The sequence below is a fragment of the Hydrogenophaga sp. 2FB genome, from assembly GCF_005503365.1.
Classification (GTDB): Bacteria; Pseudomonadota; Gammaproteobacteria; order Burkholderiales; family Burkholderiaceae_C; genus Hydrogenophaga.
Map to the genome: position 1 here is coordinate 51414 of NZ_SCML01000013.1, position 18530 is coordinate 69943.

Annotated in this window: 17 protein-coding genes; 8 read left to right on the plus strand and 9 right to left on the minus strand. The window is 63.2% G+C overall.

Annotation, left to right across the window (positions count from 1 at the left end):
- Positions 1-199: 199 nt before the first annotated feature.
- Positions 200-1609: a DUF2130 domain-containing protein gene (locus FFS09_RS09985; RefSeq protein ID WP_137918716.1), complete on the plus strand. Its 1410-nt coding sequence runs from the start codon at positions 200-202 to the stop codon at positions 1607-1609.
- Between the two features lie 434 nt (positions 1610-2043).
- Here the strand turns inward: FFS09_RS09985 and FFS09_RS09995 are convergent, their stop codons facing one another.
- The 8 genes from FFS09_RS09995 to FFS09_RS10030 form a co-directional block, all read right to left on the minus strand.
- On the minus strand, positions 2044-4212 hold the full coding sequence (locus tag FFS09_RS09995; RefSeq protein WP_171019956.1) for an AAA family ATPase: 2169 nt from the start codon (positions 4210-4212) through the stop codon (positions 2044-2046).
- Between the two features lie 418 nt (positions 4213-4630).
- Positions 4631-5497, minus strand: a complete 867-nt coding sequence (gene kynA, locus FFS09_RS10000; protein ID WP_137918718.1) for a tryptophan 2,3-dioxygenase — start codon at positions 5495-5497, stop codon at positions 4631-4633.
- Between the two features lie 2 nt (positions 5498-5499).
- A complete protein-coding gene (gene kynU, locus FFS09_RS10005) occupies positions 5500-6777 on the minus strand; it encodes a kynureninase (RefSeq protein WP_137918719.1) in 1278 nt (425 codons plus the stop codon).
- A 12-nt stretch (positions 6778-6789) separates the two neighbouring features.
- Complete coding sequence (gene kynB, locus FFS09_RS10010; protein WP_137918720.1) at positions 6790-7416, minus strand: arylformamidase; 627 nt, start codon at positions 7414-7416, stop codon at positions 6790-6792.
- Positions 7417-7508: 92 nt separating this feature from the next.
- Positions 7509-7823 (minus strand): YkgJ family cysteine cluster protein, encoded by a 315-nt coding sequence (locus tag FFS09_RS10015; RefSeq protein ID WP_137918721.1) that lies wholly within the window; start codon positions 7821-7823, stop codon positions 7509-7511.
- On the minus strand, positions 7820-8752 hold the full coding sequence (locus tag FFS09_RS10020) for a class I SAM-dependent methyltransferase (RefSeq protein ID WP_137918722.1): 933 nt from the start codon (positions 8750-8752) through the stop codon (positions 7820-7822). The genes FFS09_RS10015 and FFS09_RS10020 overlap by 4 nt, the downstream gene beginning before the upstream one ends.
- On the minus strand, positions 8752-9690 hold the full coding sequence (gene argF / locus FFS09_RS10025) for an ornithine carbamoyltransferase (protein WP_137918723.1): 939 nt from the start codon (positions 9688-9690) through the stop codon (positions 8752-8754). Before argF ends, FFS09_RS10020 begins: the two co-directional genes overlap by 1 nt.
- A complete protein-coding gene (locus FFS09_RS10030; RefSeq protein WP_137918724.1) occupies positions 9687-10886 on the minus strand; it encodes an aspartate aminotransferase family protein in 1200 nt (399 codons plus the stop codon). The genes argF and FFS09_RS10030 overlap by 4 nt, the downstream gene beginning before the upstream one ends.
- A gap of 269 nt (positions 10887-11155) precedes the next feature.
- Here FFS09_RS10030 and FFS09_RS10035 point away from each other — a divergent pair, with 269 nt between their 5' ends.
- Positions 11156-11476, plus strand: a complete 321-nt coding sequence (locus FFS09_RS10035) for a DUF3579 domain-containing protein (RefSeq protein WP_137918725.1) — start codon at positions 11156-11158, stop codon at positions 11474-11476.
- 154 nt (positions 11477-11630) lie between these two features.
- Here the strand turns inward: FFS09_RS10035 and rpsT are convergent, their stop codons facing one another.
- Positions 11631-11930, minus strand: a complete 300-nt coding sequence (rpsT, locus tag FFS09_RS10040) for a 30S ribosomal protein S20 (protein ID WP_137918726.1) — start codon at positions 11928-11930, stop codon at positions 11631-11633.
- Between the two features lie 106 nt (positions 11931-12036).
- On the opposite strand from rpsT, the gene murJ reads away from it, so the two are divergent.
- The 6 genes from murJ (at position 12037) to FFS09_RS10070 (ending at position 18518) form a co-directional block, all read left to right on the plus strand.
- The gene (murJ, locus tag FFS09_RS10045; protein ID WP_137918727.1) at positions 12037-13596 is read left to right on the plus strand and encodes a murein biosynthesis integral membrane protein MurJ; all 1560 of its coding nucleotides are present in this window, start codon (positions 12037-12039) and stop codon (positions 13594-13596) included.
- Positions 13597-13630: 34 nt separating this feature from the next.
- Positions 13631-14488: a SirB1 family protein gene (locus tag FFS09_RS10050; RefSeq protein ID WP_137918728.1), complete on the plus strand. Its 858-nt coding sequence runs from the start codon at positions 13631-13633 to the stop codon at positions 14486-14488.
- A gap of 140 nt (positions 14489-14628) precedes the next feature.
- Positions 14629-15261, plus strand: coding sequence for a Rossmann-fold NAD(P)-binding domain-containing protein (locus FFS09_RS10055; RefSeq protein ID WP_137918729.1), 633 nt, complete (start codon positions 14629-14631; stop codon positions 15259-15261).
- A gap of 116 nt (positions 15262-15377) precedes the next feature.
- Complete coding sequence (locus FFS09_RS10060; protein ID WP_137918730.1) at positions 15378-17015, plus strand: FAD-dependent oxidoreductase; 1638 nt, start codon at positions 15378-15380, stop codon at positions 17013-17015.
- A complete protein-coding gene (locus tag FFS09_RS10065) occupies positions 17012-17341 on the plus strand; it encodes a 4Fe-4S dicluster domain-containing protein (RefSeq protein WP_137918731.1) in 330 nt (109 codons plus the stop codon). Before FFS09_RS10060 ends, FFS09_RS10065 begins: the two co-directional genes overlap by 4 nt.
- Before the next feature lie 124 nt (positions 17342-17465).
- The gene (locus FFS09_RS10070) at positions 17466-18518 is read left to right on the plus strand and encodes an ABC transporter substrate-binding protein (RefSeq protein ID WP_137918732.1); all 1053 of its coding nucleotides are present in this window, start codon (positions 17466-17468) and stop codon (positions 18516-18518) included.
- Positions 18519-18530: the final 12 nt, after the last annotated feature.

Sequence of the window (18530 nt, forward strand, 5' to 3'; positions counted from 1 at the left end):
TCTATCGCTCCGAAGGTCAGCTTCCCGGCACCGTCTCGTACTCACACTGCCGGCCATGACGAGACATCCAGTCAGCTGCCCCGAAGGTCTGGTTTATATTGGTTTCAGCCGGTCGAATACCGGATTGCAACGCTTGCAGCGAAAGGGGCTGATCCCGAGATGCACAAGCAGATTCTGACCAAGGCGGGGACAAGTAGGTATGCACGAAATCATCTGCCCACACTGTGGGAAAGCGTTCAAGATTGATGAAGCCGGATATGCGGACATCCTGAAGCAGGTTCGCGACAGCGAGTTCGAGCAGCAACTGCACGACCGGCTTGAACTGGCCGAGCAGGAAAAGCGGAACGCCGTTGAGCTTGCCACTACCAAAATCGCCAGCGAATTGCAAAAGGCCGCCACCGTCAAGGATTCGGAGATTCAGGAACTGAAGGCCAGACTCGATGCTGGAGAGATCGCTCGGAAGCTCGCCGTGACTGAAGCACTGAGCACGGTGGAGAAAGAGCGCGACGCGCTCGCCAACCAACTCGAGCAGGCCAGGCGCGACAAGCAAGCCGCATCCGATCTGGCCGAGGCCAAACTTGTAAACGGATTGCAGAAAGCGGCGGCCACGAAGGACGCCGAGATTCAAGAGTTAAGGGCGAGGCTAGATGCCATTGCGGTTGCGCAGAAGCTTGCGATCACCGAGGCCGTTGGTACGGTCGAGAAGGAGCGCGACGAACTAAGGAGTAGCCTCTCACGCGCAGAGCTTGAAAAGCAGCTTGCCGAAAAGTCGCTCAAAGACAAATACGAAACGCAGATCAAAGATCGTGATGACGCAATTGAGCGCCTGCGCGACATGAAGGCACGACTGTCTACCAAGATGGTGGGCGAAACCCTCGAGCAGCACTGCGAGACCGAGTTCAACCGCATCAGGGCAACGGCATTTCCGCGAGCCTACTTCGAAAAAGACAACGACTCTCGGACAGGCAGTAAGGGTGACTACATCTTCCGCGACGCGGATGACGTCGAAACCGAAATCGTCTCCATCATGTTTGAGATGAAGAACGAGAACGATCGAACCGCGACGAAGAACAGGAACGAGGACTTCTTGAAGGAACTCGACAAAGATCGCATCGAGAAGGGTTGCGAGTACGCGGTGCTGGTCTCCCTGCTGGAGCCCGAAAGTGAGCTCTACAACACTGGGATCGTTGACATGTTCCACCGCTTCCCGAAGATGTATGTCGTCCGGCCACAGTTTTTCATTCCGATCATCACTTTGCTGCGGAATGCGGCGATGAACTCACTCAAGTACAAGTCGGAACTTGCGCTCGTTAGGGCGCAGAACATCGACATCACGAAGTTCGAAACAGAGCTTGAAACCTTCAAGACTGCATTCGGGAGAAATTACGACCTCGCTTCAGGGCATTTCCAAAAGGCGATCGCAGAGATCGACAAGTCAATCGACCACCTGCAAAAAACTAAGGAAGCACTACTTGGCACTGACCGAAATCTCCGCCTTGCGAACGATAAGGCGCAGGACGTGACGATCAAAAAACTGACTCGGGGCAACCCGACGATGGCGGCGAAATTCGCTGAACTCAAGAATCAGAAGCCTTCCGAAGCCAGATAGTACATCGTGTAAGAGATAATAGTGCCAGCCAGTCACCGATTTGCCGAATGGACTTGTAGTCCATCTTAGTCATAAACATGGAGGTAGCGTCATGAGCACGACAAATTACATAGCGATCAGAAATGCCATCATTAATAAGCACCAAGTGGTCGCTACGTATCAAGGGCATATTCGAGAAATGTGCCCGCATGTCATCGGATTGAAGAATGGGCGAGAGCAGGCGTTGTTCTACCAATTCGGAGGCACTAGCAGTAGCGGGCAAATCGTCCCGGGTTCCCCGAGCAACTGGCGGTGCATTCCTGTTGATGCCTTGACCGACGTCTCGACTCGTCCTGGCGTTTGGCATTCTGGTAACAACCATTCCACCAAGCAAACGTGCGTTGATCAAGTGGATGTTGAAGTCCACTTCTAGTGGAAAGCTTGTTTCGCTATTCTCACTGAAGCGCGACAACCTGCTGATACAGGAGTCGCAGATGCTGATCGGACATGTCGAGGATCGGCTCGTACATGAAAGAGTTCAGATGAATGTTCTCGGGCGTCATGAGAGTGACGCGCCTTAAGATTTGGATGTTCGCGATTTCAGCAGGATAGTCTGTGCAATAGCGCTTCAAAATCTTCGGCGTCTGATTGCCCGAGATGGATGTTAGCCATGTGGGATCGTTGATCTTGGTTGCCATAAATCTCTCCGCTTGTAACCGGGTTGCAATGGCAAGCACTACCTTGTTTTCAAAGTTGATTCCTTCTGGTGCCTGAAGACAGGCAGCTGCTTCAGCACGAATCAGATCGATCAACAAGTCGGTTCCGTTTCCTGATTGTCCAGTCACGGAGAACAACCTAGCGTAGATCGCATCCAACTCGGCGACCGTGATCTGGTCCGAGTCGGCTTTCCAGTGCAGAAGCGATGTGAGTCGCGAATAGTCTGGATTGTTTTCGTCTTTCGTGTATTCAATCAGATTGCGCATGAACGGAATGCAGCAAATCTTCATCTGTCGGCTCGCAAAGAATCCCGGCTTCCACACATTAACGAAGATGTTCTTCACGCCAACGGCCTCTTCTAACCTGACGCTATGGTCTGTCTTCGACACCATGAAGCAGTTCTTCCTCAGCACTAGATTGCGGCTCTCAATAGTTCTATAGAAGTCGAAGTTGTGCGTCAAGATCAGAAGCTTGAAAAGTGGGTCTTCTGCAAGGTCTGAGAGATACTGCACGATGGCATATTTATTCTTGTAGTCGAATGAGTCCGCAATGTCGTCAACAATGACTAGGGTCTCATTTCCGCTCAGTCGCCTTGCTTCGATGTCAAAGAGCATATTCAACAAGTAAAACGCCTTTTTCTCTCCAGTGCTCAAAACTTGCAATAGTGCGCCCCGATCAACTGGGGCTTCTTCAGCATGGTCCTTGAAAACAAAACCAAGACGTAGTACGGTCTCCTGACCAAGCTGGACCTTGATCTTGTTGACTACATCGAGCCGAAAAGGCACCAAGAAGCGATCATTAAAGATGTTGATGACTTTCTGCCACAGAGTCTCTTCAAGAGCAGCCTGCTCCTCAATTTGTTTGCTGCGTACTTCTGCACTTTGCATCTTCTCGAGCAATGTGACATATGAGTCATAGTTCGCTTGAATATAGGACTTCCAAAGTTTCTCCTTGAATGCAGCCAGATCGGCAAGTTCTGGCAGAAGTTCCTCATGGTTCTGCAAGTAATCTTCAAAGTCACGCAATGTGACATTCTTTTGAATCTGCTTCTCGAGCGCTTCGAATTTCTTGCGAAGCTCAGCATCTCCAGAGATTTTTTCCTTCTCCTGCTTAATCAATTCTTCCAGTTGTGCATCGGACGTGATCTCGACACGCTCATCAGCATTCAGGCTGACCGTGTGTTTGGCTTCAAAAAAACCGTTCTCCTTCAGTTGCCTCGCAACACTTGTGCCGTTGTAATAGTTGAAGGTTCCCTTCTTGAAGTACTTTGAAGCTGCCAGCAGTTCGTTGTATTTCTTAACGTAGTCGTCGATTGCGGCGTGGAAGCCGCCGGTGGAGAGAAAGGCCTGGACTTTATCGTCCATCACCACATCGTATGGAATATGGGCAAACGGCGCATCTCCTTGCAAAGCGAGTTCGCCCTGAATTCGCCTCAACGCCAGATCGAACTGATCGCCCGACTGCGTGAACGTGGTGGAGATCTCGCGGTCGACCTCCCGCTTTGTCTTAGCCTGGGCCTTGACGGCCTTGAGGAATGCGGCCCTGGCCACGCCAATTTCGGCATGCAGCTCTTCATATTCCTGCCGAAGTACTTGATTCACAAGCAGTGTGGCCGTCCCTCCTGCCTTGGCTGCGACTTCTTCGTATGTTCGGAGGACCAACACGCTCGCAGCGCTAACCTCGGCACCTGTTTCGTCCTTCACCTCGCGGAGATTAATCCGAGCCGGAAAAATTCGGTCCTTCGAGAGAGCGCCGTCGGCGATATCTTGAAAGGTGTTCGCCAGTGAACTCTTCATAGCCCCATTGGGCGCATATATGGCGACGGTCGACGAATTGGTGTAGTCAAGCACGGCATCGAATTTTCGAATTCCATAGCAATGCTCGAGCGCCAAATTCAGCTTTTTCATTGTGTTTCTCCCTTAGAACCCTTGAGCTTGGACCAAACCTTCCAAGTGCACTATAAAGATGTTGCCCTGCGAGTTTCGACCGAATGGCGCGGTTTGGCATTGCCCAGTAGGCGTGAGTAAGTACAAGCGCTTGCTTTCGCCTAATTATCAGTCGCTCAATCCTTTCGCGCGAAAGGCCCCAAGGAGTCGCAAAGAGCCGGTCGCCTTGGCCTGCAGCAGTTACTCGACTGGCACGGAATGTCTCATCGCTTTTGAGTGGCAGCTTCTGGGCGTCCATCGTGCGTTCGCCTGTCCGACGAGGAATGGCAGGTCCCAGCGGCGGCTGTGATTGCGTCCTAAAAATCTGACCGACTGCAGTCAGTCTGAATCAGTCGTTCGGTCAAGCAACCCGGGGGGCAACTTCTGGCGGTTAGGTAACTCACAAATCCGTCCGCAACCGCCAGATCTCCGGAAACAACACCACATCCAGCATCTTTCGCAGATAGCTCACCCCACCCGTTCCCCCAGTCCCGCGCTTGAATCCGATCACGCGCTCTACCGTCGTCACATGCCGGAAGCGCCATAGACGGAACGCGTCTTCGAGGTCGGTGAGTTCTTCGCCGAGTTGGTACAGGTCCCAATGTGTCTTGGGGTTGCGGTACACCACCAGCCATGCTTGTTCGACCGCGTCGTTGGCCTCGTACGGTTGCGTCCAGTCGCGTTGCGTGTGGCTTTCGGGGACCGCCAGGCCGCGCCGCGCGAGCAGGCGCAAGGCTTCGTCGTAGAGAGACGGTGCTTCGTACGCGGCTTGCACGACCGCGAGCAGATCGGGCCGGTGCACATGCGGCTTGAGCATGGCCGCGTTCTTGTTGCCCATCGCGAACTCGATGCAGCGGTACTGGTGGCTCTGGAAGCCGCTGGACTGCGCGAGGTAAGGGCGTAGGGCGCTGTATTCGGGCGGCGTCATGGTGGCCAGCACGTCCCAGGCGTGCACCAGCTGCTCCATGATCTTGCTCACGCGCGCGAGCATCTTGAACGCGGGTTGCAGTTCGTCGCTCGCGACGTTTGCGATGGCCGCGCGCAGCTCGTGCAGCATGAGCTTCATCCAGAGTTCGCTGGTCTGGTGTTGCACGATGAAGAGCATCTCGTCGTGCGCGGGCGAGAGCGGTTTCTGCGCGTTGAGGATGGCGTCGAGCTGCAGGTAGTCGCCGTAGCTCATGTCGCGGCTGAAGTCGAGCTGTGCGCCTTCTTCGCGCACGATGTCTTCGGGCTTGTGGCCGGATTCGGGTGTGTGGTGTGGGCACATGGTCAGGTCACCGCGTGTCGGTTGTTGAACTCGGGGCGTTGCCATTCGCCGCTTTCGAGCACCTGGCGCAGGTGCTCCACCGCGTTCCACACGTCTTCGAAGCCGATGTAGAGCGGTGTGAAGCCGAAGCGCAGGATGTCCTTGTGGCGCTGGCCATCGCCGGCGCGGAAGTCGCCGACCACGCCGCGGGCGATGAGCGCCTGCACGATGGCGTAGGCGCCTTCGTCTTTCGTGAGGCAGACCTGCGAGCCGCGTTGCGCGTGGTCCAGCGGCGTGGCCAGGCCGAGACCGTGGCCCGGGCAGCGCGCGTTCACGAGTTCGATGAAGAGGTCGGTGAGGGCGAGCGATTTGCGGCGCAGCGCCGCCATGCCGCCGTGTTCTTCGGCGGCGAGCACGGTGTCCACACCGCACTCGAGCGCGGCGAGGCTGATCATGGGTTGGGTGCCACACTGGTAGCGCGTGATGCCGGCGGCGGGTTGGTAGTCGGGTGTGAAGTCGAACGGCGTGGCATGGCCCCACCAGCCCGCGAGCGGTTGCCAGAAGCGGTCGGCGTGGCGCGGGTTCACCCATACGAAGGCAGGGGCGCCGGGGCCGCCGTTGAGGTACTTGTAGCCGCAGCCCACGGCGTAGTCGGCGTTCGCACCGGTGAGGTCCACCGGCACCGCACCCGCGCTGTGCGCGAGGTCCCACAGCATGAGTGCGCCAGCGGCGTGCGCGGCGGCGGTGACGGCGGACATGTCGTGCATGGCGCCGGTGCGGTAGTTCACATGGGTGAGCATGAGCACGGCGACGTCCGGCGTGAGCGCGGCGGCGATCTCTTCAGGCTCGACCAGCACGAGTTCGAAGCCGCGTTCCTTGCAGAGGGCTTCGGCGATGTAGAGGTCGGTGGGGAAGTTGCTGCGCTCGCTCACGACGCGCTTGCGCCTGGGTTTGTCGGCGGTGGCGAGGTTGAGCGCGGCGGACAGGACCTTGAAGAGGTTGACCGAGGTGCTGTCGGTGGCCACCACGGTGCCGGGTGCCGCGCCGATCAAACGCGCGATCTTGTCGCCGACTTTGCCGGGCATGTGGAACCAGCCGTTCTTGTTCCAGCTCTGGATGAGGTCGGCGCCCCATTCGCGCGTCACCACGTCGGCCACGCGCGCGGGGGCGCTGCGGGGCATCACGCCGAGGGAGTTTCCGTCGAGGTAGAGGGTGCCCGGGGGGATCAGGAAGAGATCGCGCAGCGGGCGCAGCGGGTCTTGCGCGTCTTGCGCCTGGCAGTGTTGGGGGGTGGTGGTCATGGGGCTTCGGTATCAGAGTTCGCGCAACACCGCGCGCACGGGGCTTGCGTCGGCGGTGGTGAGTTTCAAGGGCAGGGCGATGAGTTCGTAGTCGCCTTCGGGGACGTCGTCGAGCAGCAGGTTTTCCAGCACGCGCAGGCCGCGCCGGCGGATGGTCTGGTGGCTCTCCAGCGTCTTGCTCTCGGCCGGGTCGATGCTCGCGCTGTCGATGCCGATCAGCAGCACGCCGAGGTCGGCGAGTTGTTCGATGGTCTCGGGCGCGAAGGCGGGCAGGGCGTTGTCGAACGCGTCCTGAGGTTGGCGTTCGTACACGCGCACCAGCACGCGCGGTGGAAGCGCGTGGAGCGCGTGCGCGATGTGCTCAGGCCGCACGAGCGGGCCGCGGCCCATGGCGTGGATCACGCGGCAGGGGCCGAGAAAGGCGTCGAGCGAGACCGCGCCGATGGCGGCACCCTCGGCGTCGTAGTGCAGCGGCGCGTCGGCGTGCGCGCCGACGTGGGGCGAGAGCGTGATCGCGCTGACGTTCACCGGGCAACCCGGCCCGATGGTGGCGGACCATTGCTGTGAATACAGCGTGTCACCCGGAAAAACCGGTGCGCCGGCGTGGACCGGAGGGGAGATGTCCCAGATCTTTTTCATGGTGCTGTGAAGGTAGCACTCTGAAAAAAACCGTGGTGTCGGTTAATCCCAACAGGCCCGAAAAATGATTCAGGCCTGAATCAAACGAAGCGTCAGCCGCCGCCTTGCAGCGCCGGCAGGCCGTGGCGCTGGCGCGCGCGGTGGCAGGCGTCGCTGCCTTCCTCGAATTCGCGGCAAGGAGACGGTCGCCATTCGTAGATGCCGCAGATGGCCCTCACGCCGACCTTGCCGGACAAGGCCGCGCAGCGCGGCGGCGAGTGGTCGGTGCCGCGCATGCGCAGGAGGCTGTCGTTGACCTCCACAGACAGCCCAGCCGGCACCGAGCCGCCCTGGTCTTCGCCTTCGTACACGGAAAAGTCGACGCGGAAGCAGGCGCAGCACGCGCCGCAGCTGGTGCAGGCGCTCATGTGGCGGGGCGCTCGGCGAGCGCGGGTGCGCGGTACAGCAGCACCTTCAGCGCGCGCTCGGGCGCGATATCCGCAAACGCGGCGGGGTTGGGCAGGCGCTGTTCGAAGATCAGTTCGGGCGCGGCTTCCTGCATCTGTTCCTGCAGGAAGGCCGTGCTCAGTTCGGGCGCGTTCAGGCACAGCAGCACGCGGCCGTCGGGCCGCAGCAGGTCGGGCAAGCGGCGCATGAGGCGCAGGTAGTCCTTGGTCGCGACGAAGCTGCCTTTCTGGAAGCTCGGTGGGTCGACGATGACGATGCCGTACGGGCCGCTGCGGGTGATCTTGCCCCAGGTCTTGAAGATGTCGTGCGCCAGAAAGCCCGCGCCGGCAGACAGCCCATTGAGGGGGTGGTTCTGCTGGCCGATCGCCATCGCGCCAGCGCTCATGTCCACATTCACCACCTGCTTCGCGCCGCCTTGCAGCGCCACCACGGAGAACGCGCAGGTGTAGGCGAACAGGTTGAGCACCTTGTGGCCGGCGGCGTGGTCGCGCACCCACTGGCGGCCTTCGGCCATGTCCAGGAACAGGCCGTGGTTCTGGCCCTTGAGCACGTGCACGAGGTAGCGCGCGCCGCGCTCGCTCACCACATGGGGTTCGGGCACCGCTCCGGTCATCAGGCGCGTTTCGGCCTGGCTTTCGTGCCGGCACTGGAACACCCAGTTCAGCGGCTCGTCCGGTGCGACCTGTGCCCAGCGCGCGGACAGGGCGGCGTGCAAGGTGGCCAGCGTGTCGTCGGACACGGGCTTGAAGCTGGTGAGCACCCAGACCGGTGGAAAGGCATCGAGCGCCCATTGCTCGCAGCCGGGGTGCAGACCACCGCGCCCGTGAAAGACGCGGCGCGCGTCAGGGGAGGGTTCGATCCGCGCGATCGCGTCGAGCAGGGCTTGCATCAGGCCAGGCGGCCGAGCAGGAGGTATTCCATCAAGGCCTTCTGCACGTGCATGCGGTTCTCGGCCTCGTCCCACACCACCGACTGAGGGCCGTCGATGACTTCGGCGCTCACTTCTTCGCCACGGTGCGCGGGCAGGCAGTGCATGAACAGCGCGTCCGGCTGGGCCGTGCGCATCATGTCTTCGTCGACGCACCAGCGCTTGAACGCGGCGCGGCGCACTTCGTTCTCCGCCTCGTAGCCCATGCTGGTCCACACGTCGGTGGTGACCAGGTGCGCGCCGGCGCAGGCTTCGCGCGGGTCCTTGAAGACCTTGTAGCAGCCGGGGTTCGTGATGCCGGCGAGCACCGGGTCCACCTCGTAGCCGCTGGGCGTGCTCACGTGCACGGTGAAGCCGAGCAATTCGGCCGCTTGCAGCCAGGTGTTGGCCATGTTGTTGCCGTCGCCCACCCAGGCCACCACCTTGCCCTGGATCGAACCACGCTGCTCGATGAAGGTGAAGATGTCGGCCAGGATCTGGCAGGGGTGGAACTCGTTCGTCAGGCCGTTGATGACCGGCACGCGCGAGTGCGAGGCGAAGGCTTCGATCTTGCTCTGCTCGAAGGTGCGGATCATCACGATGTCGACCATGCGGCTGATCACGCGCGCGCTGTCTTCGATGGGTTCGGCGCGGCCGAGCTGGCTGTCGCCGGTGGTCAGGTGCACCACCGAGCCGCCCATCTGGTACATGCCAGCCTCGAAGCTCACGCGGGTGCGTGTGCTGGCCTTCTCGAAAATCATGGCCAAGGTGCGGTCGGGGTCGGCGAAGGGCTGGTACTTCTCGACCGCCTTGAACTTGCGCTTGATGAACGCCGCGCGCTCGAACAGGTAGGCGTAGCTGTCGGCGCTCAGGTCCTTGAACTGCAGGTAGTGCGAGATCGTCATGGCGGCGCCCGTCATTCGGCCAGGAAGGCGTGGATCAGCGGCAGCAGGATGTTCGCCACCTCGTCGGCCTCGGCCGTGGTCAGGATGAGCGGCGGCACCAGGCGGATCACGCTGTCGGCCGTCACCGAGAGCAGCAGGCCGGCGTCGCACGCGCGCTGGGTGAGCACGCCGCAGGGCTTGTCGAGTTCGATGCCGATCATCAAACCCTGGCCGCGGATTTCCTTCACGCCGGCTTTGCCGGCCAGGCCCTTTGCGAGCGCGTCGTGCAGGTGCGCACCGACGCGCGCGGCGTTCTCCAGCAGGCCTTCTTCTTCCATGATGCGGATGGTTTCCACCCCGGCGCGCATGGCCAGGGGGTTGCCGCCGAAGGTGGTGCCGTGGTTGCCGGGCGCGAAGATGTTCGCAGCCTTCGGGCCGGCCACCACCGCGCCGATCGGAACACCCGAGCCCAGGCCCTTGGCCAGCGGCATCACGTCGGGCACGATGCCGGCCCACTGGTGCGCGAACCACTTGCCGGTGCGGCCCATGCCGCACTGCACCTCGTCGATCATCATCAGCCAGTCGTTGGCGTCGCACAGGGCGCGCACGTCCTTCAGGTACTGCGCGCGCATCGGGTTGATGCCGCCTTCGCCCTGGATGGTTTCGAAGAACACGGCGACCACGTTGGGGTTGCCTTGGGTGGCTTTCTTCAGCGCGTCGATGTCGTTGAGCGGCACGCGGATGAAGCCTTCAACCAGCGGGCCGAAACCGGCCTGCACCTTGGGGTTGCCGGTGGCCGAGAGGGTGGCGATGGAACGGCCGTGGAAGGCCTTCTCGTACACCACGATTTCCGGACGCTCGATGCCCTTGTCGTGGCCGTACTTGCGCGCCAGCTTCAGCGCGGCTTCGTTGGCTTCCAGGCCGCTGCTGCAGAAAAACACATTGGTGAGGCCCGAGCGCTCCACCAGCATCTGCGCCAGCACTTCCTGGTTGGGCACGTGGTAATAGTTGCTGGAGTGGATCAGCTTGGCCACCTGGTCTTGCAGGGCGGGCACCAGTTTGGGGTGGCCATGGCCCAGCGTGTTCACCGCGATGCCGCCCAGGGCGTCGATGTATTCCTTGCCGGCGGTGTCCCAGACCCGGACGCCTCGGCCATGCGACAACGCGATCGGCAGACGGCCGTAGGTGTTCATCACGTGGGGCGAGGCGACGGGCTTGAGGGCGGCGTTCATGCGGGAGACTCCGAAAAGAAGGGCCAAAAAAGGAAGCGGCTCAACGAAGGTTGAGCCGTTGAAGCGCGATTTTAGGCGCAGCCAATGGCATCATCATTGCTAGTTGGGCATCGCTGAAATGCACGCCGTTGCCCGAGCGCGAGTCCGGGTAATCCCTGGTCTCAAGTCTTATATAAGATAGAATACCTGCCGCCCACCCCGGTGAGTGATCCTCACTCTGGCGGTGGCTCTTTCCCAGCCGAGCCCTCCATCCGAAGGCCTCCCCCCGAATGGTTTCACCGACAGCCAAACAAGTCTTTATCCAGGGCGTCACGAAGGACGGCCGCACGTTCCGCCCCAGTGATTGGGCAGAGCGTCTGGCCGGGGTGATGAGCTCGTTTCGTCCGGGCGGTGCCCAGCCGGGCAGCCATCTGAGCTATTCCCCCTGGTGCGTGCCCAACACCATCAACAACATCAAATGTGTGGTCGTGTCCGCCGAACTGCGGGAGGTCGAGCCCATGGCCTGGGATTTCTGCATGAACTTCGCGCGCGACAACGGGTTGCAGGTGGCCGAAGCCTGCCTGATCCCGGAGCGGCCGGCGAAGACCTGAGGCTCCCCTCAAGACCTTTCTGACCCGATCGGGCAACAAAAAAGCCGTCTTGCGACGGCTTGTTTGCTTTTCTTTGCTGGCAGCGCACCCGTTTCAAACGGCAGGCCCCTGGGGGCCCGGGCTGGTGGTCTGGCTGGGCCAGACCGGTGGGGGTTCAGGCAGCGGCTGCTGCGAGGCCCTTGACTTTGGCGGACAGGCGGCTCTTGTCGCGAGCTGCCTTGTTTTTGTGGAAGATGCCCTTGTCAGCGACGATGTCGACCACTTGTTGCATCTTGGCGAACAATTCGGTCGCCTTGGCTTTGTCACCGGTCAGAACGGCTTTTTCAACGTTCTTGACGGCGGTGCGGTATTTGGAGCGCAGCGAGGTGTTGGCTGCGTTGATCTTGACGTCCTGGCGGACGCGTTTGCGGCCAGACGCCAGACGGGGGTTCTTTTTCTTCGGCTTGGTTGCCATGGTGTGATTCCTTCAATTGTTTGGGGATGATGCCAGCAAAGCCCGCGATTTTAGCACGGGCTCCCCGGCCGGGAACCCCACCCAGTCCGGTCGTTACACTCGCCGCGTGACCCTCTTCAAGTCCGCCTCCCTCGTCTCCCTGCTGACCCTGGCGTCCCGCATCACCGGCCTGGTGCGCGAGCTGCTCATGGCGGCCACCTTCGGCGCCAGCGCCCTCACCGACGCCTTCAACGTCGCCTTTCGCATTCCCAACCTGCTGCGCCGACTGTTCGCAGAGGGCGCGTTCAGCCAGGCTTTCGTGCCGGTGTTGGCGGGCGTGCGGGAAAAGGAGGGCGATGACGCCACCCGCGTGCTGGTGAACCAGATCGCCACCGTGCTGGCCTGGGCGCTCACCGCCACCTGTGTGCTGGGCGTGCTCGGCGCGCCGGTTCTGGTCTGGGCCATGGCCAGCGGCCTGGACGAGCCGGGCTTCGATGCCGCCGTGTTCATGACGCGCTGGATGTTCCCCTACATCGCCTTCATGTCTTTCGTGGCGCTGTCGGCCGGCATCCTGAACACCTGGAAACGCTTTGCCGTGCCGGCGGCCACCCCGGTGCTGCTCAACGTCGCCATGATCGCCGCCGCGGGCTGGGGCGCGCCCTGGTTCGCTTCCCTGGGTATCGAACCCATCTATGCCATGGCGGGCGGGGTGCTGCTCGGCGGCAGCCTGCAGCTGGGCGCGCAGATCCCGGCGCTGCGCCGGCTGGGCCTGTTGCCCCACGTCAGCCTGCGCTGGTCGACCCTCAAGAGCGCCTGGAACCACCCTGGCACCCGCCGCGTGACCACGCTCATGCTGCCCGCGCTGCTGGGCGTGAGCGTGGCGCAGATATCGCTGCTGATCAACACGCAGATCGCGTCCCACCTGGCGGCGGGCAGCGTGAGCTGGCTGACCTATGCCGACCGTTTGATGGAATTCCCCACCGCCATGCTCGGCGTCGCGCTGGGCGTGGTGCTGCTGCCGCAACTCGCGGCGGCCAAGGCGGCCGACGACACCGCGCGCTACAGCGGCCTGCTCGACTGGGGCCTGCGCCTGGTGGTGCTGCTCGCGGTGCCTTGCGCGGTCGCGCTGCTCACCTTTGCCCACCCGCTGGTGGCCGTGCTGTACCACTACGGCGCTTTCACGGAGGCGGACGTGCAGCGCACCGCGACCGCCCTCATGGGCTACGGCGCCGGGCTCATTGGCCTGATCGCCATCAAGGTGCTGGCGCCGGGGTTCTACGCGCGGCAGGACATCCGCACCCCGGTGAAGATCGCCATTGGCGTGCTGGTGCTCACCCAGCTCTGCAATTTCCTGCTGGTGCCCCGGCTCGGCCATGCCGGGTTGGCGCTGTCCATCGGCATCGGCGCCATGGTCAATGCCCTGTTCCTGCTGATCGGGCTGGTGCGGCGCGGCGCCTACATGCCGTCACCCGGGTGGGCGCTGTTTGGCATGCAGGTGGTGGCCGCCAGCGCCTTGCTCGCGGTGTTCCTCATGTGGGCGGCCACGTCGGTCGACTGGCTGGATTTCGAGGGTCGGGCGCTGGCGCGCGTGGGCCTGCTCACGGTGTCGGTGCTGGGTGGCGTGCTCGTGTATTTCCTCACGCTGCTGCTGGCCGGTTTGAAGCTGCGGCAGTTCGTCCGAAAATGACGTAACCTGCGATCAGCCGTAGCAAGAGCCCAACATGCCCACCGCGTACGAATACCCCGCGCCCACCCCCTTGGGCTATTTCGCTGCCCTCGTGGGAGACGACGACGCCTTGCCGCTGTTCGAAGCGGCAACCTCTGTCGCGCAAGACGAGTACCCCGACCTTGACGTGCAGCAAGTGCTGGGCGAGATGGACCAGATGCTGGCGCGCGTGCGCCGACGCTGCGCCGCCGATGCCGGACCGCTGCAACGCCTGCGCACGCTCAACCAGTTCTTCTTTCGCGACATGGGGTTTGGCGGCAACGTCAACAACTACTACGACCCGGACAACAGCTACCTCAACGTGGTGCTGCGCACGCGCCGCGGCATTCCGCTCACGCTGGCCTTGCTGTGGCTGGAGCTGGCCCAGGGCATGGGGCTGAAGGCGCGCGGCGTCAACTTCCCGGGGCACTTCATGGTCAAGGTCAATCTGCCCAACGGGCAGGTGGTGATCGACCCGTTCACCGGGCAGTCCCTCAGCCGTGAAGACCTGTCCGAACGCCTGGAGCCTTACAAGCGCCGCAACGGCCTGGTGGACGATTTCGACGTGCCGGTGGGCCTGTACCTGCAGGCCGCCACGCCGCGCGACATCCTCGCGCGGCTGTTGCGCAACCTGAAGGAAATCCACCACGCGCAGGAAGACTGGCTGCGCCTGATCGCCGTGCTGGACCGCCTGCTCATTCTGTTGCCCGATGCCTGGACCGAGTACCGCGACCGTGGATTGGCCTGGGCCGAGATGGGCGATGCGCGCCACGCCGTGAGCGACCTCGAGACCTACGTCGAGCACACCGACGATGCGCTGGACCGCGCGGCCATCGTGCAGCGCCTGCAGGAACTGCGCCGCGCGCCCAACTGAAGAACTGTAGCGGCGGTCCCTGGGCCCACAGGGGATGTGACGCCATGTAATTCCGTTTGACCTCGCTGTGCAGCGCACCGACCATGCCCGGCCGGCGCCGTTTTCACGGCGCGCTCTCTATCGATCGACGGAATTTTTTGATGAAACAACTGATGCTGGTGGGCGCCACCGGACTGGTGGGCAGCCACGTGCTGCAGAAAGCCCTGGACGATGCCGCCGTGGCCCGCGTGGTCGCGCCGACCCGCAAACCCCTGGCACCCCACCCCAAGCTGCTCAACCCGGTGGTGGATTTCTGGCGCCTGCCCGAGGATGCCGACTGGTGGGCGGTGGACGCCGTGATCTGCACTCTCGGCACCACGATCCGCGCGGCGGGCTCGCAGACGGCGTTCTACAAGGTCGACCACGACCACCCGCTGGAGGTGGCCTACCTCGCGCGGCGCCATGGCGCGCGGGCCTATGCCTTCAACTCGGCATTGGGTGCGGATGCGCGTTCGCGCGTGTTCTATTCGCGCACCAAAGGCGAGACCGAGCGCGACCTGCAGGCCGTGGGCTACCCCTCGCTCACGCTGGTGCGCCCTGGGCTCATCGGCGGGCGGCGGCAGCAAAGCCGGCCGATGGAGCAACTCGCGGTGGGTGTGTCGAAACTGGTGCAGCCTTTGCTGCCCCGGCGCTACCGCGTGGTGCCGGCCGAGCGCATCGCGCACCACCTGCTGCAGGCGGCGCTCACGGCCACGCCCGGTGTGCATGTGTTGCCTTCGGAAGTCCTGATCTAGGAAGGCCTCCCGATCGCGTCCGCGATTTTTCGCATATGGAACCTCGAAATCGGTCGTTGGCGATGACCTGATGCGTTCCTAGACTGCCTCCATTGACATGCATTGGAGAGCAGACGATGGCGCAAACAGACCCGATTTCATCGCAACTCAGCGGCAGCGCCGGGCAACTGCGGATCGACACCGACGTGCTGGTGATCGGTGGCGGCCCCGCAGGCGCCTGGGCCGCCGTGGCCGCCGCGGCGCGCGGCGCGAACGTGACCCTGGTCGACAAGGGCTTTTGCGGCACCTCGGGCGCCACCGCGCCATCGGGCACCGGCTTGTGGCACGTGCCGCGCGACAAGGACGCCCGCGAGCACGCCAAGGCCAGCCGCTACGCCATGGGCGGCGAACTCGCCGAACACGCGTGGATGGACCGCGTGCTGGAGCAGACCTGGATCAACACCGAGCGCCTGACCGAGTGGGGCTACCCGTTTCCGATCGATGCCGACGGGCAACTGCAGCGCACCTCCCTGCAAGGGCCGGAGTACATGCGCCTCATGCGCAAGAAGGTGAAGGAAGCGGGCGCGCGCATCCTCGACCACAGCCCCGCGCTGGAGCTGCTGACGGATGAGAGCGGTCGCGTGGCCGGGGCCGCCGGCATCACGCGCACCACCGGCGAAACCTGGGTGGTGCGCGCCGGCGCGGTGGTGATCGCCACCGGCGGCTGCGCGTTCCTCAGCCGCGCGCTGGGCTGCAACGTGCTCACGGGCGACGGCTATCTGCTGGGCGCCGAGGTGGGTGCCGAACTCTCCGGCATGGAGTTCTCCAACGCTTACGGCCTGGGGCCTTCGTTTTCTTCCGTCACGAAATCGCTGTTCTACAACTGGGCCACGTTCTACGACCGCGAGGGCGTGCCGATCGAAGGCGCGGGCTCGTCGCGCGGGCGCAGCGTGATCGCGAAGACGCTGCAGACGCAGCCGGTGTACGCCTGCCTGGACAAGGCCGACGCCGCGATCCGGGGCTGGATGCGCCATGCGCAACCGAACTTCTTCGTGTCGTTCGATCGCCAGGGCATCGACCCGTTCACCCAGCATTTCCCGGTCGCCCTGCGCCTGGAAGGCACGGTGCGCGGCACCGGTGGCCTGCACGTGGTGGGCGATGACTGCGCCACCACCGTGCCCGGCCTGTACGCCGCGGGCGATGCCGCCACGCGCGAGCTGATCTGTGGCGCGTTCACCGGCGGTGGCAGCCACAACGCGGCCTGGGCCTTGTCGTCCGGCTTCTGGGCGGGCGCGGGCGCGGCGGACTTCGGCCGCGGCACGCGCAGCTGGGCCCAGCGCTCGCTGCGGCGCGCGGGCACGGCCGGCATCCAGGACGGTGGCACACCGGCCTGGGACGCCGACGAACTCGTGCGTGCCGTGCAGGCCGAGGTGTTTCCGTACGAACGCAACTGGACGCGCCGCGCGGACCTGCTCGAAGACTCCTTGCAGCGGCTCGATGCGCTGTGGACGCGCGTGCGCCACAGCAGCGCCCCGCACAAAGACAAGGCGGTGCGCGCCCGCGAAGCCGTGGCCATGCTCGCCACCTCGCGCTGGATGTACCGCAGCGCGCTGCAACGCACCGAAACGCGCGGCATGGCGCGCCGGCAGGACCACGCCGGCCTGGACCTCGGGCAGCGTCACCGCCTGGTGAGTGGCGGCCTGGACGAAGTCTGGGTGCGCCAGCAGGCCGTGCGCTCCTCAACCAACGTGGACCTTGAAAGGATCGCCGCATGATCGAAATCGTCAGCCCCGAGCGCTGCACCGGCTGCAACATCTGCGTCAGCGCCTGCCCCACGCAGGTGTTCGACATCGTCGAAGGCGGCATCCCCCGCATCGCGCGCCAGGAGGACTGCCAGACCTGCTTCATGTGCGAGCTGTACTGCCCGACCGATGCGCTCTACGTGGCGCCCGTGGCCGACCACGCGGTCGCCGTGGAAGAGCAGGGCAGCGAAGCCCAGCAATGGATGGGCAGCTACCGCCGCGCCGTGGGCTGGGGCAAGAACCGCAGCCCCACCGCCGCGCTGGACGCCAGTTTTGAATTGTTGAGGCGCGCTCATTAGGTGTCACCCCCGCCGCGCTTCGCGCGACCCCCTCGAGGGGGCAACACCTGAGGCCCGGCAAAGCCGGTTCCTCGGTGTTTCTGGATGGCGCTGCTCCCACTTGCCCTATTTTTTTGGACGCGATATGACTTCATTCTTCAAACCTCTGGCCGCCTTCGTGCTGGCCGCCACCACGATCTTCGGCGCGCACGCGCAGACCCAGCCCGACACCATCCGCTTCGGCGGTTTCGGCCAGGGCTTTGGCAAGCCGCACGGCGTGGCGCTGCTCGCCATCGCGCAGGGCAAGAACTTCATCGCCGACGAGTTCAAGGGCACACCGGTCAAGCTGAGCTTCGAGTACTTCACCGGGACGGGCCCGGCGATCAACGAGGCGATCGCGAACAACAAGCTCGATGTCGCGCAGTACGGCTCGCTGCCCAACATCATCGGTAAAGCGGGTGGCCTGCCCACGCGCATCCTGTCCTCGTACGGCTACACCACTGTGTTCGGCCTGGCGCGCCAGGATCTGGAGGTGAAATCCTTCAAGGACCTCAAGGGCAAGAAGGTCGCGGTGACCAAGGGCACCGTGCTGCACTGGGCCTTGCTCAAGGCCTTGCAGGACAACGGCCTGTCACTGCGCGACATCCAGCTCGTCGACCTCAAGTCCGCCGACCAGCTCGCGGCCTTGAGCGCCGGCAGCGTCGACGCGGTGCTGGGCTCCAGCACGCTGCTGACCTTGCGCGACAAGGGCGTGGCCAAGGTGTTCTATTCGTCCAAGGAACTGGGCGCGCGCGCCTCGGGCTTCGGCGGCATCCTCGTCACAGAGACCTTCGAGAAACAGTACCCGGACGCCACGCAGCGCATCGCCAACGCGTTGGTGAAGGCGGCGCACTGGGTGGGCCAGGAGAGCAACCGCGAAGAGGCTTACCGCCTCTGGGCCTTGTCGGGCGTGTCGCCGCAGTCGATCAAGGACGAGTACGACGGCGTCTCGCTCAAGGAGGTGTTCAACCCGCGCGTGGACGCCTTCCTGCTCAGCCAGTACGACGATGCGATCGACTTCACCAAGGACAACAAGCTGATCCGCAACGACATCGACGTGGCGCGCTGGGCTGCGCCGCAGTATGTCGAGACCGCGCTGCGCGCGCAGGGTTTGCAGACCCATTGGGCCCCCCGCGCCGCCATCGTGGCGCGCCCCTGACGCGGCAGGCAG

Excerpts from the sequence above, each read along its gene's own strand:
- kynA (WP_137918718.1), bottom strand. The coding sequence starts at position 5,497 with ATGTGCCCACACCACACACCCGAATCCGGCCACAAGCCCGAAGACATC.
- kynU (WP_137918719.1), bottom strand. The coding sequence starts at position 6,777 with ATGACCACCACCCCCCAACACTGCCAGGCGCAAGACGCGCAAGACCCG.
- kynB (WP_137918720.1), bottom strand. The coding sequence starts at position 7,416 with ATGAAAAAGATCTGGGACATCTCCCCTCCGGTCCACGCCGGCGCACCG.
- rpsT (WP_137918726.1), bottom strand. The coding sequence starts at position 11,930 with ATGGCAACCAAGCCGAAGAAAAAGAACCCCCGTCTGGCGTCTGGCCGC.
- FFS09_RS10070 (WP_137918732.1), top strand. The coding sequence starts at position 17,466 with ATGACTTCATTCTTCAAACCTCTGGCCGCCTTCGTGCTGGCCGCCACC.
- argF (WP_137918723.1), bottom strand. The coding sequence starts at position 9,690 with ATGACGGGCGCCGCCATGACGATCTCGCACTACCTGCAGTTCAAGGAC.
- FFS09_RS10020 (WP_137918722.1), bottom strand. The coding sequence starts at position 8,752 with ATGCAAGCCCTGCTCGACGCGATCGCGCGGATCGAACCCTCCCCTGAC.
- FFS09_RS10060 (WP_137918730.1), top strand. The coding sequence starts at position 15,378 with ATGGCGCAAACAGACCCGATTTCATCGCAACTCAGCGGCAGCGCCGGG.
- FFS09_RS10035 (WP_137918725.1), top strand. The coding sequence starts at position 11,156 with ATGGTTTCACCGACAGCCAAACAAGTCTTTATCCAGGGCGTCACGAAG.
- FFS09_RS10030 (WP_137918724.1), bottom strand. The coding sequence starts at position 10,886 with ATGAACGCCGCCCTCAAGCCCGTCGCCTCGCCCCACGTGATGAACACC.
- FFS09_RS09995 (WP_171019956.1), bottom strand. The coding sequence starts at position 4,212 with ATGAAAAAGCTGAATTTGGCGCTCGAGCATTGCTATGGAATTCGAAAA.
- FFS09_RS09985 (WP_137918716.1), top strand. The coding sequence starts at position 200 with ATGCACGAAATCATCTGCCCACACTGTGGGAAAGCGTTCAAGATTGAT.
- FFS09_RS10015 (WP_137918721.1), bottom strand. The coding sequence starts at position 7,823 with ATGAGCGCCTGCACCAGCTGCGGCGCGTGCTGCGCCTGCTTCCGCGTC.
- FFS09_RS10050 (WP_137918728.1), top strand. The coding sequence starts at position 13,631 with ATGCCCACCGCGTACGAATACCCCGCGCCCACCCCCTTGGGCTATTTC.
- FFS09_RS10055 (WP_137918729.1), top strand. The coding sequence starts at position 14,629 with ATGAAACAACTGATGCTGGTGGGCGCCACCGGACTGGTGGGCAGCCAC.
- FFS09_RS10065 (WP_137918731.1), top strand. The coding sequence starts at position 17,012 with ATGATCGAAATCGTCAGCCCCGAGCGCTGCACCGGCTGCAACATCTGC.